The following is a 14,549-nucleotide window of genomic DNA, read 5'->3' as shown; positions in this document are numbered from 1 at the left end:
TAGCCCACTCCCTTAACGTTTGCTCTTTTTTAGCAGCAACCCCGGTTATAAAAAATAACGTTCCCGGGGTACTACTAGTTATCTCCATACTATTCACTAAGACTACGGACAATCCACATATATGAAGCATATGGGGCCAAAGTGATCTCTTGTTTTAGCTCCGGGACGTGCTGGGTATTACCTATTAAAAGCTCAGCCGCACCCAACGCTTGATTTTTTAATGATGAATAAAATGAATCCGGTATACGGAATTGCGCATCCTGTCCGCTAAAATTAGAGATGACGATCAAAGTCTCCTCTTCATTGCTGCGTTGATAGGCGTAGACCTGAGGATGAGCTTCGTCCAAACGTTGATAACTCCCGTCAGTAAGGACCTGCACCGTCTTACGCAGGTGAATCAGCTGACGGTAATGATTGTAGATCGAGTTCGGGTCCTCTAACTGAGACTGAACGTTGATCTGTGGATATCGTTCATCTACCTTAATCCAAGGCGTGCCTGTAGTGAAGCCCGCATTGCGAGTGTTATCCCACTGCATCGGTGTCCTCGAATTATCACGAGACCGCTCTCGAATGATATTCAATGCTTCTTCTGCACTTTTGCCTTGTTCCTGTAAGATACGATACATATTCAGAGATTCAACATCCCGAAACTCTTCAATATCTGCCCACTGCGGGTTGGCCATCCCAATCTCTTCACCTTGAAATATATAGGGCGTTCCTTGAAGACCATGTAACGTGGTTGCCAGCAGCTTGGCGCTTTCCGCATGGTATTCGCCATCATCCAAAAAGCGAGAGATCGCCCTTGGCTGATCATGATTGTTAAAAAACAATGCACTCCAGCCGCCACCTTGTTGCATGCCCGTTTGCCAATCCGAGAATAGCTTCTTCAACAATTCAAAATCATATGGCATCAATTCCCACTTATGTCCATTTGGATAATCTACCTTCAAATGATGAAAATTAAAGGTCATGGACAATTCTTTTCTTTCTGGATTGGAATAACGGATACAGTGATCCAGTGAGGTGGAGGACATCTCCCCTACAGTGACACTGTTATACGCTGAGAATACTTTCTCATGTAATTCATGAAGGTATTCATGCACACTTGGGCCGTCCGTATAATACTTACGCCCGTCCCCAGGAGCCGTGCTTCCATCGTCGTCCGAGAATTGCTGATCTTTGGAAATCAAATTAATGACATCAAGTCGGAAGCCACTAACTCCCTTCTCTGCCCAAAATTCCAGCACATTAACAACTTCCTGACGAACTTTGGGATTTTCCCAGTTTAAATCCGCCTGCGTCTTATCAAACAGTGTCAAGAAATATTGGTTTGTAGCCTCGTCATACTGCCAAGCTGGTCCACCAAACTTGGAAATCCAGTTGTTCGGAGGTCCTCCATCGGGTGCTGGGTCACGCCAGATATAATAGTCCCTGTACTCACTATCCTTAGAAAGCCGCGCCTGCTGAAACCAGACATGCTCTGTGGAAGAATGGTTAACCACGATGTCGATCATCAAGTGCATCCCACGCGCCCGAATTTCCCGGCTCAATTCTTCAAAATCCTGCATTGTTCCATAGTCAGGATTAATCCGGCAATAATCGGCTACATCATACCCGTTATCACGTTGTGGTGAGACATATACAGGCTGCAACCAGACAATATCGGTACCCAGTTTTTGCAAATAATCCAGCTTTTGCGTCAGTCCTCTTATATCACCGGTTCCTTTACCCGTCGTATCGTTAAAACTTTTGGGATAAACCTGATAGACGACCGATTTGCGCCACCAGTCCTTATCTTGAGGAACCAAAGTCCTATTCGTTGCTTCCATTCATGCTCATTCCTTCCTTGCGAAATGAAGTAGCGTAAAAAATAATATAACGCTTTCAACATCTTGTATATACAAGATTAAGTCATGTATATACAAGTTGTCAACAGCTTTATTTATTAAGGTAATACCCGTTTTGCAGCTAAATGATCAGGAGACTCATCCATTCTGTCCGATTGTATGTTATAACTCGTAAAATAAGCTCAATTCACACGAAAAAAAAGCTCCTGCCTATAGTCAGGAACCTCCCTTTTCTATGATGGATACGGTATTCATTTACATCCATATCGATAGTGCACTATAAATCAGTAATAAGGCCATTATAATATTGAAGGAGTGCTCATACTTGTTCAAGAAGCGCTGAAACATAGCCCCAAAAACCGCCCAGCACACTACAGCTACAAAACCAATACAGGTCAGGAGTAATGAAATCGTAATAAGCTCTATATACGATACATCATAAGGCATTACAAACGTTGAAATGACCGTAATACCATACAAAATGACTTTTAAATTAATAAATTGCAGCAGCAATCCTGATTTGAAGGAATATCCTTCATTGTGATCATTATTTTTAGAAGAAGGTTTGCTCTTCGCTATTTTTATCGCCAGATAAAGCATGTACAGACTACCGAGTACATTCATCCAGATTTTAACCCGTGGCAAAAAATGATACAAAGCAAGATTAAAATAGCAGGCTAACAGCATAATAGCGAAACAGCCCGCTGTTACTCCCAGCAAAAATGGAAATGCTTTTCTCAAACCTAACCGCCTGGCACTGTCTAATGACATAATATTGTTGGGTCCGGGCGTAAAGCTGGTAACAATCACATAAGAAAGAAACGGAATAACCGGCATGCAACAATCAACTCCAGTATGTTATAATTGTATAAAGTGTGCGTTAAAACGCACGTTTGTACTTTATGATTGTACAATACGTTCTTTATAAAGCACAATAGGGGCGAATAATTATGGAGAATATTAATCTGATTTTAAGTAAAAATTTGAAATATCTAAGAAATGAACGAAAATTAAGTTTAGATAAATTAGCCGATCTGACGGGGATCAGTAAAACGATGCTTGGTCAGATTGAGCGGGGAGAATCAAATCCTTCGATTACAACCGTATGGAAAATTGCGAACGGTTTGAAAATCTCTTTCACTGCCCTGATTAATGAACCCCCTGCAGATGCAGTAGTCGTTCCGAAAACCAAGGTGCAAGTGCTTGAAGAAAATAATCACTATCGGTTGTATCCGTTTTTTCCCTATGAAGGAAGTAGAAATTTTGAGGTTTACACCGTAGAGATTGAAGCAGGCGGGGAACTGAGTTCAGCGCCACACCGTGAAGGTACAGAAGAATTTATTACGGTATTTGAGGGTGAAATGGTGATAAAAGTCAGCGAAGAAATGTACACAGTTAAAGCTGGAGATTCAATCCGGTTTAAAGCAGACCGTCCACACATTTACTATAATCTAGGAGAAACACTAGTTCGGATGAATATGATTATTTATTACTCTGTATAGTTCAATCTTGAAGACCATAAGCATACTAGTCTTTAAATTAAATGATCCTATTAAAATAAAGAGCTATTTTAATAGGATCATCGGAACAAATATTAAATGCTTTGCCTGTATGCTGTTTAGGAGATTTCAATCTGCTTAATTATTCGTGCTGGATTTCCAGCTACAACCACATGATCTGGAACATCCTTGGTTACTACTGCTCCTGATGCCACTACGACATTATTACCTATCGTAACACCAGGATTGATCACTGCTCTCCCGCCGATCCATACATTGTTGCCAATCTTAACAGGCTTTCCATACTCTGGGCCAGCGATTCGTTCAAACGGATCTATGGGGTGAGTTGCTGTGTAAATATGAACTCCTGGAGCCAGGAAACAATTATCTCCAATGCGCACTTCGCAAACATCCAAAATGGTACAGTCAAAGTTGGCATAGAAATTATTTCCAACATGGATGTTGTATCCGTAGTCACAACGTATGTTGGGTTCCATGCCTATATTTTCACCAGTTGATCCGAAAAGCTCCTTAAGTAACTTTTCACGGTACTCACGATCCGTCTCTGTCGTCTGATTAAAGAGACGGACACATCTTCTCGCATACTCTCTTTCACTCGTTAATTGAGGATCAGCAGCTACATACAGTTCTCCATCTATCATCTTTTGTTTTTCCGTTTTCATAGTCATGCGACAATCCCCTTTATTTTTTAATCTGATTTTTTCTTTCACTCCAATGGGTTGGGCTGCACCCGATATCAAACCAGCGACCATAACGCCAACAAGCACTACAATCAAGGCATGCAGAAGTTCCAACATGTTCACCTAAAAACCCTAAGCCTGGGGGATCTATAAGTAGTCCCGCTAAAGAAATGCAGCTAATCCAAAAATAATGATTCCCATTTCGGCAGTCGAGACATGTAAATTACCCCGTATAGTAGGCGTTCGAGATACCCAGGAAGCAAAAGCTACACCCGGTAAAGCGAACAACAAAAACAAGATATTACGAATTACCCGAGGATTCATGGATGATTCTACTGGCATTTACATATCTACTTATCACCACTTTTTATTAATGTTTTAATAAGTTATATCATAATTAGTCATTCTATTCGTATCCAAACTATTTGTCAAAAAGAGAACTATGGCTGCTTCCCCCCGACAGTTAGGTAAACACAAAAAAACGACCATAAGGTCGTTTTTTGCTAGTCTATGCTCTCTTTGAACGCATCCATAACATGATAGGAAGTAACGCCAGCGCCAGAATTCCTCCCGCATAAGAAAGTATGGAATAGCTTGAATTTGCTACGATCATCCCGGACAGTGCTCCTCCCGAAGCTCCTGCCAAAGCAATAAGTACGTCCACCGATCCCTGTACCTTAGCTTGATTAGATATTGTCGTCGAATCTACAATCAAAGCGGTTCCACTAATCAGTCCAAAATTCCACCCTATCCCTAAAAGAGAAAGCGCCACAATAAGCAAAACCATCGAATCAGTGGGAGCCAACGCAGCTACTACGCCAGCGAGAAGTAGCGTTACAGCTGAAGCCATCGCCATCGCTATACGACCAATCTTATCGACAAGAATACCCGTAACTAGAGACGGAAGATACATAGCACCAATATGAAAACCGATGACTAATCCTACTTCGCCGAGTCCATGTCCATGGTGCTTCATATGTACGGGAGTCATCGTCATAATCGCAACCATGACAATTTGAGTTATTATCATGATTAAAGCGCCAAGAATAATTCCTTTTCTACCATCACGAGTAGCCTCAAGATCAGAAGACGACTGGCTTCCTTGTGCCGCCTGATTCGCAACTGCTTTGGCCACCAATAAAGGGTCAGGATGAAGAAGTAGCAATAATATTATGCCTGCTAATGTATAGGCTACCGCCGCTAAAAGAAAAGGTCCCGCTAAACTGGGAACTCCAATGGATAACGCAAACTCTCCGGTAACGTTAACTAAGTTGGGACCGGCTACCGCTCCGATCGTTGTAAAGACCATAGCCATACTCGCAGCTGTTGCCCTCTGCTTTGAACTTGCGAGATCTGTACCGGCATAACGAGCCTGCAGATTTGTAGCCGTTCCCGATCCATAAACAAGAAGGGAGACTAGAAGCAGGGTAATACTATTCATAAGGGCTGCAACAACGACACCGATCGCCCCAACTCCCCCTGCAATAAAACCGAGTCCCAGCCCCATTCGTCGGCCGAATCTTTGGGAAAACCGACCAACGAGGAGCGCTGCAGCCGCTGAACCAAGTGTAAATAGTGCCGCAGGAATCCCCGTAAATTTATCCGTACCCAGCATATCTTGCGCCAACAACGCACCAACGGTTACTCCGGCAGCAAGTCCGGCGCCTCCAAAAATTTGAGAGAAAATAACGGTGATAAGCGTACGACGATACAGTTTTCTTTGCTTATCTGAAGATTCCGCATAGGAATTGATAAGCGCTTGCCTCTTCTGCGAAGCATTCGTCAAATTCATTAAGGCTAACTTCCTTCCCTGATAAAGTCGTTCCAATCATGAACACTCTTATCCAAGTGTCTAGCTTCGAAACCACGAGCCTGCAACAATGCAATAGCTCTAACCGCCATTAAGCAATACGGGCCTCTGCAATAAGCCACAATCTTCGAGTCGGCTGGCAACAAAGATAACTGCTCCGCTAATTCTTCAATTGGAACGGAAACAGCCCCCGGTATATGAGCAGTTTCATATTCATCTCGCGGCCGTACATCAAGAAGTGTGACCTCTCCTTTTTCCATCCGCATTGCCAATTCTTCCATTGTGACTCCTTCAACATCCGAGAATTGACCCAAAAATTGCTCCTTAATGTGCTGAACTTCAATTAACTGCTTTTCAGACAGGTCATACAGTGAATTTAAAAAGTGCAAAACAGATGAATCAGAAAGTTCATAATACACAAAGTTTCCCTGCTTTTTGGATTGAACCAACTTAGCTTGATATAGAGTTTGTAGATGCTGAGAAACATTGGCAACGGACATCGAAGTCATTTTAGATAGAACTTCAACTGATTTGGGTCCTTGTATGAGAATATCAAGAATTTCCAACCTTTTCGGGCTGGACAAGCATTTTCCGATCCGTGCGTATTCGGTGAAAAGCCCATCTTTGAAATCTCGTTCGTTCACTATTAAACACCCCATCTATTAAACTATTCAATTAATTTCTTTAATACCGAAACTATAAAACTTTCTTATTTTTATGTCAATTCTGAAACCTACCTATATATAAAAATAAAAAAGACCAGCCCAGAAGCTGGTCAAGAGTAACAATAATACGTAAGCTAAAATACAATGTCTTTACTGAATCAACCTTGAATTGTCATTTATATTCTTGTTCCACTTTCAGCCTGGTTCCTCCCAGTAACCCTCCATCTGCTGATGCTTGAAGCAACAGCTCACCAGCCACATTCCCAGATTGTACAACCACAAGACACCTTCCTCTGTGTGTTCGTCTCTCATTCCCCTTGTAGGGTTCATCACTGGTGAGGTCCCCATTGTCTATTCCAAGGATGCGGCCATCACCATGCAGTTTAAAGGTTAATTCAACATCCTGGTTAGGTACAGTGATCCCGTTTGGGTCTATGACGGTTACTTCCACATGAGATATCTCATGCCCATCAGCAGGTAGAACCGTCCGATCGGCCTCCAACTTTAGAGCATAAGGAGTCCCGGCAGTAGTCAGTTCATGCTCACAAACCTTCTCGTTTCCATTACGACCCACAGCTCGGATTTTGCCCGGTGTATAGGGAAGCTCCCATAGGATTAAATGATTAGGGTAATCCACTAGCTTCCTCTCACCGTATAATTCATCATTCACGATCAATTCCACACTCTCACAATTGGTGAAGGTAACCAACCGTATCAATTTTCCACCGTAGTCAGGAAATGTCCAGTGATCTTCCATGGCCGGAGATTTCCAGTGCATTGTCCATGTCGGATTAAATTCCGATTTCATATGTTCGTTAAATGCGGCTATGTGCACAACAGGCTGATTAGACCATAAGCTTTGTTGGAGATAAGATACTGGTTTGCGGAATCCGCAAGTATCAATCAGGCCCGAAGACCACCCTTTGGAGGGATAGCTCGTTTCTCCCAAATAGTCAATTCCACTCCAAACAAATTGACCGATCACATAATCATGATTAGCGACATCAAACCAGGGATTCATAAGCAAATAACCTTTAACCCGGTTATCCTTGCCCCGATAGTATGGAAACGTCTCGGTTCCAAGGATAAGCATATCCGGCATGGCTGCCCTATAGTGCTCATACCACTGCTCCTGATAGTTTAACCCCAGAACATCCACTCGTTGTGCCAGCTGCTTAGTATGCTCCACTTTGGCCTCAATCGAACCCTCACGCAAGCTGATCGGTGTATTATGCGGCTCAAGCGCATATGTAACCGATCGGGTTGGGTCTTTTTCATGGCAGAAACCCACGAGCTGCTCCAACATTTTTAGCATGGATGGCTGCCCTTGGTTTTCCACTTCATTCCCAACGCTCCACATGAAAACACTGGGATGGTTCCTGTCTCTGAGCAACATTGCCTCCAGATCTTTTTCCCACCACTCATCATATAAATGCTCATAGAAAAGAGATTTCCACTTATCAAAAGCCTCATCAACCACCAAGAACCCCATCTGGTCACATAAATCTAATAATTCGGGCGCCATCGGGTTATGAGCAAAACGGATCGAGTTACAGCCCATTTCCTTCAGCTTTTGCAGCCTTCTTTTCATGGCTGTATCATGGTAAGCAGCCCCCAGACAGCCTAAATCATGGTGAATGCACACTCCCTTTAGCTTTAAGCTGTGCCCATTCAAAAATAAACCTTTTTGTGTATCCAGCTTCACTTCTCTTATGCCAAAAGAGGTACAATAACGATCCACCTCTGTATTGTCGCAATAGATCGTCGTCTGGGCTTCGTAGAGCACTGGGTTGTCCGGTGACCATAGTTCTGGCTCTAATACTCGCGTTTTTTGCTCTATTTCCCCCGTTTCACAGCTCGAAAGAGTGACTCGGTTTTCCACTTTTCCTTGGATCTGTCCCTGTGGGTCCAGCATTTCAGTCATAATCGTACACTCTACGGCATGCGCGTGTTGATTAGTGACCTGGATTCTGACAGTCACCTTGGCTTCATCTGGCGAAATTTCAGGTGTGGTAATGTAAGTCCCCCATTCGGTTATATGAATATAATCCGTACAAATCAGCCAAACATTACGATAAATACCGGCCCCCGAATACCATCTGTCAGGTGAAAGAATCGTATTGTCCACTTTGACGGCAATCACATTTTCCTCATCCCACCGAATATATGGAGTCAAATCATATTGAAAGCTAACATATCCATAGGGTCGCTTGCCCACAAAATGCCCATTGATCCAAACCTCACTGTTACTGTGAATGCCATCAAATTGTATGTATACGCGCTGTTTTGGAGAGGAGGGCTTCACATTAAAATGCTTTCTGTACCATCCGACAGACCATCTTGGCAAATAAGCCTGATTGCCACCATACAGCATATGTGGATCAAAGGACTTTTCAATGCTCCAATCATGAGGGACATGAAGGAGCCGCCAATGCTCATCGTTGTAGTCCATTTTCTCAGCACCCGCGTAATTTCCTTCTATAAATCTCCAGTCTGTTTTGAACGGCATAATCACTCTGCTTCCCATGATCTCGCCTCCATTTCATAAAGTGGATGAACGGATATAACAGCAGTGCTGGATGACCATCACAAAAAACGTGTTCTCATTACAATATTTGAAACACCGGGTGATCTTCAATAAAGTGTACGGGAAGCATCGGAAATTGGGCGGAAAGTACATCTGCGAGATACTTCATCCCAGGTGCTTCACTTTCAGCATGTCCCAGCATGATAAGTGCTCTACTGTGCCCTTGATAGACAGCATCTTTAACATATTCTGGTGTTTCCCATTCTGGGCCTTCACCGGCGATGACTACATCTACATTTTCATTTAGAAATAATGGAATGGCTAGATCGCCACCTCCCCTGTATCCTACTGAAATTCCCACTCGTTCACATGGCATGGAAACCTCGCCAGCCACCCGTACATAACGAATATGTAGTTTGGCTTTGATATATTCAGCGATCTCCTTAACTTTCATAGCTGGAATAGTCAAAATGGCGGCCGTCGGCTGCTGTTTCACCATGTAATTGTGCCAGCCAAGCGCCTGAAGAAGCCCAACCATCACTCCATCCGGTTGATAACGATGTATGGTGTCATGAAACCGATAAATGCCTATACCTGCATCGGCAATGAGGCGAGATTTTTGCGAAAAAACCGGATCATGTAGTAGACACTCATGCATCCTCTGATGACTATAAAAAATGCCTTCATGCGTAATGATAAAATTTGCACCTAGAGAAATAGCTTGTTCTATCACGTACTGTGAAGCGGAGAAAGCGGTTACAATTCCTTGCACCTCAGTATCTACAGATCCTGGGTCCAGCAGATCTACGGTGGTGTGGGGTAGGCTTATTCCCTTGGTCAGATGATTCACAATCAGACCCATAGTCATGGTCATACACGTTCCCTCCTCATGGATAATGCATAGCAATTGTACCATTTTATTTCAGCCATAGGCGCTATTCTTTCTAGCAAAACAGCCAGTTCCAGAGGAGCCAGCTGTTTTACGAATAATTCTATTATTTATACAGAACTCCTAAAATGGAGTCGATTCGTTCTTTTGCTCCTTGCCAGGATGTCATGACGGGGAACTCATATTGCTCTCTTGCTCTCAGATTCCATGGATGAGGAATACAAAGCACCTTTTTCCCCTCCTTTAGCGCAGGTACTAAATTATGAGGACCATCATCAATCAGGAGATCATAGTTAATCAGGTTCTTTCGTTTACATGGGAAAAAGTTCTCGATCGGAATGAATGGCATATGTCTTTGAAGCCAGTTCCATTTCTCTACGACGGTCTTAGGTTCTGCTGCTGTCACAATAATGACATCAAAAGCATTGCAAAGCTTCTCCATTTCTTCTACAACATACTCGTCAAACAGTTCAAGTTCCTCAAACAAACCCGGTCGCCCATAAAATACATCATGCGTGCTTTTGGGATGACGTAGATGATCCGTGTTCCAATCTAACATTTCTTCATAACGAAGCGGATGAGTGGGAAATTCACTATTGTTATGGTATATGGCTCGTTTGACGAGATGACAGATGGTATCGTCCATATCGACTGCAATGATTGGTTTTCTCATCAGCTTGCCCCTATTCACTCTGGTAAAATTTTTCACAAGAATATCATACTATAATTTAATATCGCGGTGAAGCTTAGGTATTGCTGTCCGATAGATCTCACCTTTGTTCAAAATAATTAACCAAGCAAAACGTTAGGTCAACCTACACAAATCCGGAATATCACAGAAATATAGTTAGGTTATTTTTATCAATATAAACTAAATTTTAAACAAATATAAACAATAAATACAATGAAACCACAGAAAATCGCACTTAAATAATACATCCATGTGTTTATACTTCAAAAACATAAAAAATAACTAAAATAACCGATTGAATAACAAAAACACAAATGATAGAATAACAAAAATAACTTTTTTCATATTTGAAAGCGCTTAATTTTGTGTTTAGCTTACTGCTATTTACACACTTACATACCTAACTTCATCTCTGTATAGCAGGAGGTTGAATAATATATTTAGGGAGGAATAAAAATGAAGGTATTGTTAAGAAAAGCACTATTGTCTGGAATGATCGGCTTGCTCATCATGATTGGTTTAGGAGGAGATTTCTCCAAGGTAGAAGCTGCTTCAGGATTTTATGTAAGCGGTACCAAATTGTATGATTCTACAGGCAAGCCATTTGTTATGAGAGGCGTCAATCATGCTCACACATGGTACAAAAACGATCTTTATACAGCGATCCCGGCAATTGCCCAGACAGGTGCTAATACTGTCCGAATTGTCCTTTCTAACGGAAACCAGTACACCAAGGATGATATTAATTCCGTGAAAAATATTATTTCTCTCGTCTCCAACCATAAAATGATTGCTGTACTTGAAGTTCATGACGCTACGGGCAAAGACGACTACGCTTCTTTGGATGCAGCTGTGAACTACTGGATTAGCATAAAGGATGCTCTAATCGGCAAGGAAGACCGGGTTATCGTAAACATAGCGAACGAATGGTATGGTTCTTGGAATGGAAGTGGTTGGGCTGATGGATACAAGCAAGCGATTCCCAAGCTGAGAAACGCAGGTATCAAAAATACACTCATCGTCGATTGTGCCGGATGGGGACAATATCCTCAATCTATCAATGACTTTGGTAAATCTGTATTCGCAGCTGATTCTTTGAAGAATACGGTATTTTCCATCCATATGTATGAGTTCGCTGGTAAAGATGTTCAAACTGTTCGAACCAATATTGATAACGTTCTGAATCAAGGACTCGCTCTGATTATTGGCGAATTTGGCGGTTACCACCAGGGAGCAGACGTCGACGAGACAGAAATCATGAGATACGGTCAATCCAAAGGAGTAGGCTGGTTAGCCTGGTCCTGGTATGGTAATAGTTCCAATCTTTCCTACCTTGATCTTGTAACAGGACCTAATGGCAATCTGACGGATTGGGGGAAAACTGTAGTTAACGGAAGCAACGGGATCAAAGAAACATCGAAAAAGGCTGGTATCTACTAAACGTACTATCAGAAAGTAAAAAAGGCTCATGGTTGAACGACCATGAGCTTTTACATTTTTATACTTTATACTAAAAGTACCCACTGTGCGTCTCTGAACTTACACTTCCTGGGTTATACGGTGAGTCGAATTTCATACACAGGCACGATGCTGACTGCGCCGATATCTACGATACGTTCCTTTGCCGTCTCTTTCCAGCCAGCCATAGTCGTATTGCTGTTGAGAACCTTACCTTTTCGTATTGGGGAAACATATACGTACAACCCTTGCTCGATGAGCCGATGCTCAAATGCTTTCAAGCCTATTTCCCAGGTCGTATGGTTGCAGAAATTATCGTTGATCAGTTCGCCATCCATAAAAGCATAACCGATATCTCCAGTATAATCGATACGCAGCAGAGCTTCCTTAATTCCGTGAAAGGCATCTATCTCAAAATCAATAGTAAGTTTATCGTCATTTATTTTTTTCAAATTGAAATGAATTTCTCGCTTAGGAGCCTTTAAACGATACGTTTTAAATACATTGTTTTCTGTTATGTCTAGCAGCTCTCCACCAGTAATAGATGTGATCGAGGCGTCGAAATCAGGGAATACACTCAGGGATACCATTTCTTGATCCGTCGATTCCAGCCTTAGATCGCCCTCAGATACAAGTACATTGGCATTGGTCAAAATGACTCTGTCCCGACCTTGCATGTTTACCTTCCAAAATGTAAGACTTTGCTCATCAGTCATCGTGTAGATGGCAACTTTTTTGCCACTTTCAGATACCAGATGGATGAGACTATCGTCCTCTTCAGCAACCTTAATGATCGTGTTCCCATCCAACTGCTCTATCGAGCCTTTGTCGATTGTGGCACTGATGATATCTTTTGACTCAATTTCATATCTTCCCTTCATCCCCTCTGGTACAAAGAAAAAGTAGTATACTTCTCCATCTTCTTCTATCCTTGTTATCAGCTGTACCGTAGCATATTTGAGCTTCATTCCATCTAAATTAAAGTTAAATGGCAATATAGCGAAACTTTCACGTCCTAACATCAGCTCACCTTGACTAGGGATTACAATCGTTTCCTCGGGCAGTTCAATGCACACATTAAAATCGCACAGGTCGTCATTTTCGACATGGTCTTGGAAATTATTTAGAAACAGATAACCCGATCCAGCACTGGATCGCACTGCATATCGTAACGTATCCACATCATAAGGGTCCATCTGGGACGTATCCCCTGGCAGAATAGTCTTTGTTAGTGAGAATTGCTTTTGGAACGTTGAAAAAAAGTAATGCTGCAGCTTTGTTCTATGGTACGATTCCCTTACTTGACCGAATTCGCCGATCATGGCGTTGAAATCATAGGAGATTTTGGGGGTGGCTAGATCATTGGTGAACGGGTTAACCTTACCCCGAGGATTGGAACCCCCATGATACATGTAATATCCGATCAGATTACAGCCTTCTGCAACCTTCATGACAGTCATTGCTGGAACACTGCGGTAGGGAAATGCGAACCGATATTTATAAAACTGAACCATGCCGCCACCCATTTCACAGCAAGCGTACGGATAGTCTTCAGGTGCGTATTGAGGCTCGAAATTGTAACTCTCTGGAATCTTGTTATTATGCTTGTCGCGGAAAATGTATTCCGGTGTCGCAGGATGCTCGTCCATCCCCTCCAAACGTCCCTCTTCGTAGTAGATCCATGGCCAATAGGCATACCCGCCCCATAACGGCAGCATATCAGGTACAGGAGTTGTTGCTCCTCCCCATCCTGTGCACGTATAGATCGGAGTATCAATCCCCGCTTCCAGAGCTATTTCTTTAAGTTTTAACATATGCGAGTTACCGTCACTTCCACTGTTTAGCCACATATCATTAATTCCTACAGTCAATGCCCACTGGGCAGATGAATGATGATGCTCGTTTTCGATTTGGGTGCCGATAATCGGCCCCCCCTCCTTATATAACAGCCCTTTAACCTGGCTACCGATTTCGTTATACAATCTTCTTGTATAGAACAGATACCCCTCATCATTAGAACGAACCTCAAATGGTCGACCGAATAACCAATCTGGCATACCGCCGTTTCGAATTTCCCCATGATCAAAGGGACCGATCCGAATGATGGAGTATACCTGATGTTTGCCGCACAACTCGATGAAACGACGAAGATTCTTGTTCCCACTCCAATTAAAAACACCTTCAACTTCTTCATGTAGGTTCCAAAAAATATAAGTGGCAATGATGTTTACGCCGCCCATTTTTATTTTAATAATTTCGTCTTCCCAATAGCGTTCATCATAACGGGCATAATGGAATTCACCACAAATACCGAAAAAGGGCTCTCCGTCCTTCTCCATAAAATAGTTGGTGAATCCGATCTCCTCTCCTTTTGGGTTGGTGCCGCCAAGTTTGATATGTCCTTTAACAATATGCTTCTGATCGTCTTTAACCGCAACTCGATAGTTTCTCATGGAGTTCAC

The 14,549-nt window shown here is 42.5% G+C and carries 11 protein-coding genes and 1 pseudogene; 2 read left to right on the top strand and 10 right to left on the bottom strand.

Annotation, left to right across the window (positions count from 1 at the left end; genetic code table 11):
- Nucleotides 1-89: 89 nt before the first annotated feature.
- Nucleotides 90-1,829, bottom strand: a complete 1,740-nt coding sequence (treC, locus tag MKY75_RS03050; RefSeq protein WP_340884266.1) for an alpha,alpha-phosphotrehalase — start codon at nt 1,827-1,829, stop codon at nt 90-92.
- Between the two features lie 273 nt (nt 1,830-2,102).
- Entirely contained in the window at nt 2,103-2,684 is a 582-nt protein-coding gene (locus MKY75_RS03045) for a LysE family transporter (RefSeq protein ID WP_340884264.1), read from the bottom strand.
- A 110-nt stretch (nt 2,685-2,794) separates the two neighbouring features.
- Between MKY75_RS03045 and MKY75_RS03040 the strand changes: the two genes are divergently transcribed.
- Nucleotides 2,795-3,349 carry a helix-turn-helix domain-containing protein gene (locus tag MKY75_RS03040; protein ID WP_081317545.1) on the top strand — a complete coding sequence of 185 codons (555 nt, stop codon included), beginning with the start codon at nt 2,795-2,797 and terminating at the stop codon, nt 3,347-3,349.
- Nucleotides 3,350-3,465: 116 nt separating this feature from the next.
- Here MKY75_RS03040 and MKY75_RS03035 read toward each other — a convergent pair whose 3' ends face one another.
- The 7 genes and pseudogenes from MKY75_RS03035 to MKY75_RS03005 all read right to left on the bottom strand — a co-directional run bounded on the left by MKY75_RS03035 (nt 3,466) and on the right by MKY75_RS03005 (nt 10,611).
- Nucleotides 3,466-4,035 carry a sugar O-acetyltransferase gene (locus MKY75_RS03035; protein ID WP_029515893.1) on the bottom strand — a complete coding sequence of 190 codons (570 nt, stop codon included), beginning with the start codon at nt 4,033-4,035 and terminating at the stop codon, nt 3,466-3,468.
- 183 nt (nt 4,036-4,218) lie between these two features.
- Nucleotides 4,219-4,371, bottom strand: a pseudogene (locus MKY75_RS03030) (MFS transporter); the annotation flags it as partial.
- Between the two features lie 184 nt (nt 4,372-4,555).
- Nucleotides 4,556-5,839, bottom strand: a complete 1,284-nt coding sequence (locus tag MKY75_RS03025) for an MFS transporter (RefSeq protein WP_069010922.1) — start codon at nt 5,837-5,839, stop codon at nt 4,556-4,558.
- Nucleotides 5,840-5,844: 5 nt separating this feature from the next.
- The gene (locus tag MKY75_RS03020; protein WP_029515896.1) at nt 5,845-6,501 is read right to left on the bottom strand and encodes an ArsR/SmtB family transcription factor; all 657 of its coding nucleotides are present in this window, start codon (nt 6,499-6,501) and stop codon (nt 5,845-5,847) included.
- A gap of 193 nt (nt 6,502-6,694) precedes the next feature.
- A complete protein-coding gene (locus MKY75_RS03015) occupies nt 6,695-9,049 on the bottom strand; it encodes a glycoside hydrolase family 2 TIM barrel-domain containing protein (RefSeq protein ID WP_029515897.1) in 2,355 nt (784 codons plus the stop codon).
- Between the two features lie 79 nt (nt 9,050-9,128).
- Nucleotides 9,129-9,923: a Nif3-like dinuclear metal center hexameric protein gene (locus MKY75_RS03010; RefSeq protein ID WP_069010920.1), complete on the bottom strand. Its 795-nt coding sequence runs from the start codon at nt 9,921-9,923 to the stop codon at nt 9,129-9,131.
- A gap of 121 nt (nt 9,924-10,044) precedes the next feature.
- On the bottom strand, nt 10,045-10,611 hold the full coding sequence (locus MKY75_RS03005) for a 5' nucleotidase, NT5C type (RefSeq protein WP_165148205.1): 567 nt from the start codon (nt 10,609-10,611) through the stop codon (nt 10,045-10,047).
- A 474-nt stretch (nt 10,612-11,085) separates the two neighbouring features.
- Between MKY75_RS03005 and MKY75_RS03000 the strand changes: the two genes are divergently transcribed.
- Complete coding sequence (locus MKY75_RS03000) at nt 11,086-12,069, top strand: glycoside hydrolase family 5 protein (protein WP_340884263.1); 984 nt, start codon at nt 11,086-11,088, stop codon at nt 12,067-12,069.
- 113 nt (nt 12,070-12,182) lie between these two features.
- On the opposite strand, the gene MKY75_RS02995 is transcribed toward MKY75_RS03000, so the two are convergent.
- The gene (locus tag MKY75_RS02995; protein ID WP_340884262.1) at nt 12,183-14,540 is read right to left on the bottom strand and encodes a beta-galactosidase; all 2,358 of its coding nucleotides are present in this window, start codon (nt 14,538-14,540) and stop codon (nt 12,183-12,185) included.
- Nucleotides 14,541-14,549 lie beyond the last annotated feature (9 nt).

This window comes from Paenibacillus sp. FSL L8-0663 (assembly GCF_038008125.1).
Lineage (GTDB): Bacteria > Bacillota > Bacilli > Paenibacillales > Paenibacillaceae > Paenibacillus > Paenibacillus polymyxa_D.
The sequence above is the reverse complement of the archived record's forward strand: the minus strand, read 5'-3'. Positions and strand labels throughout refer to the sequence as shown.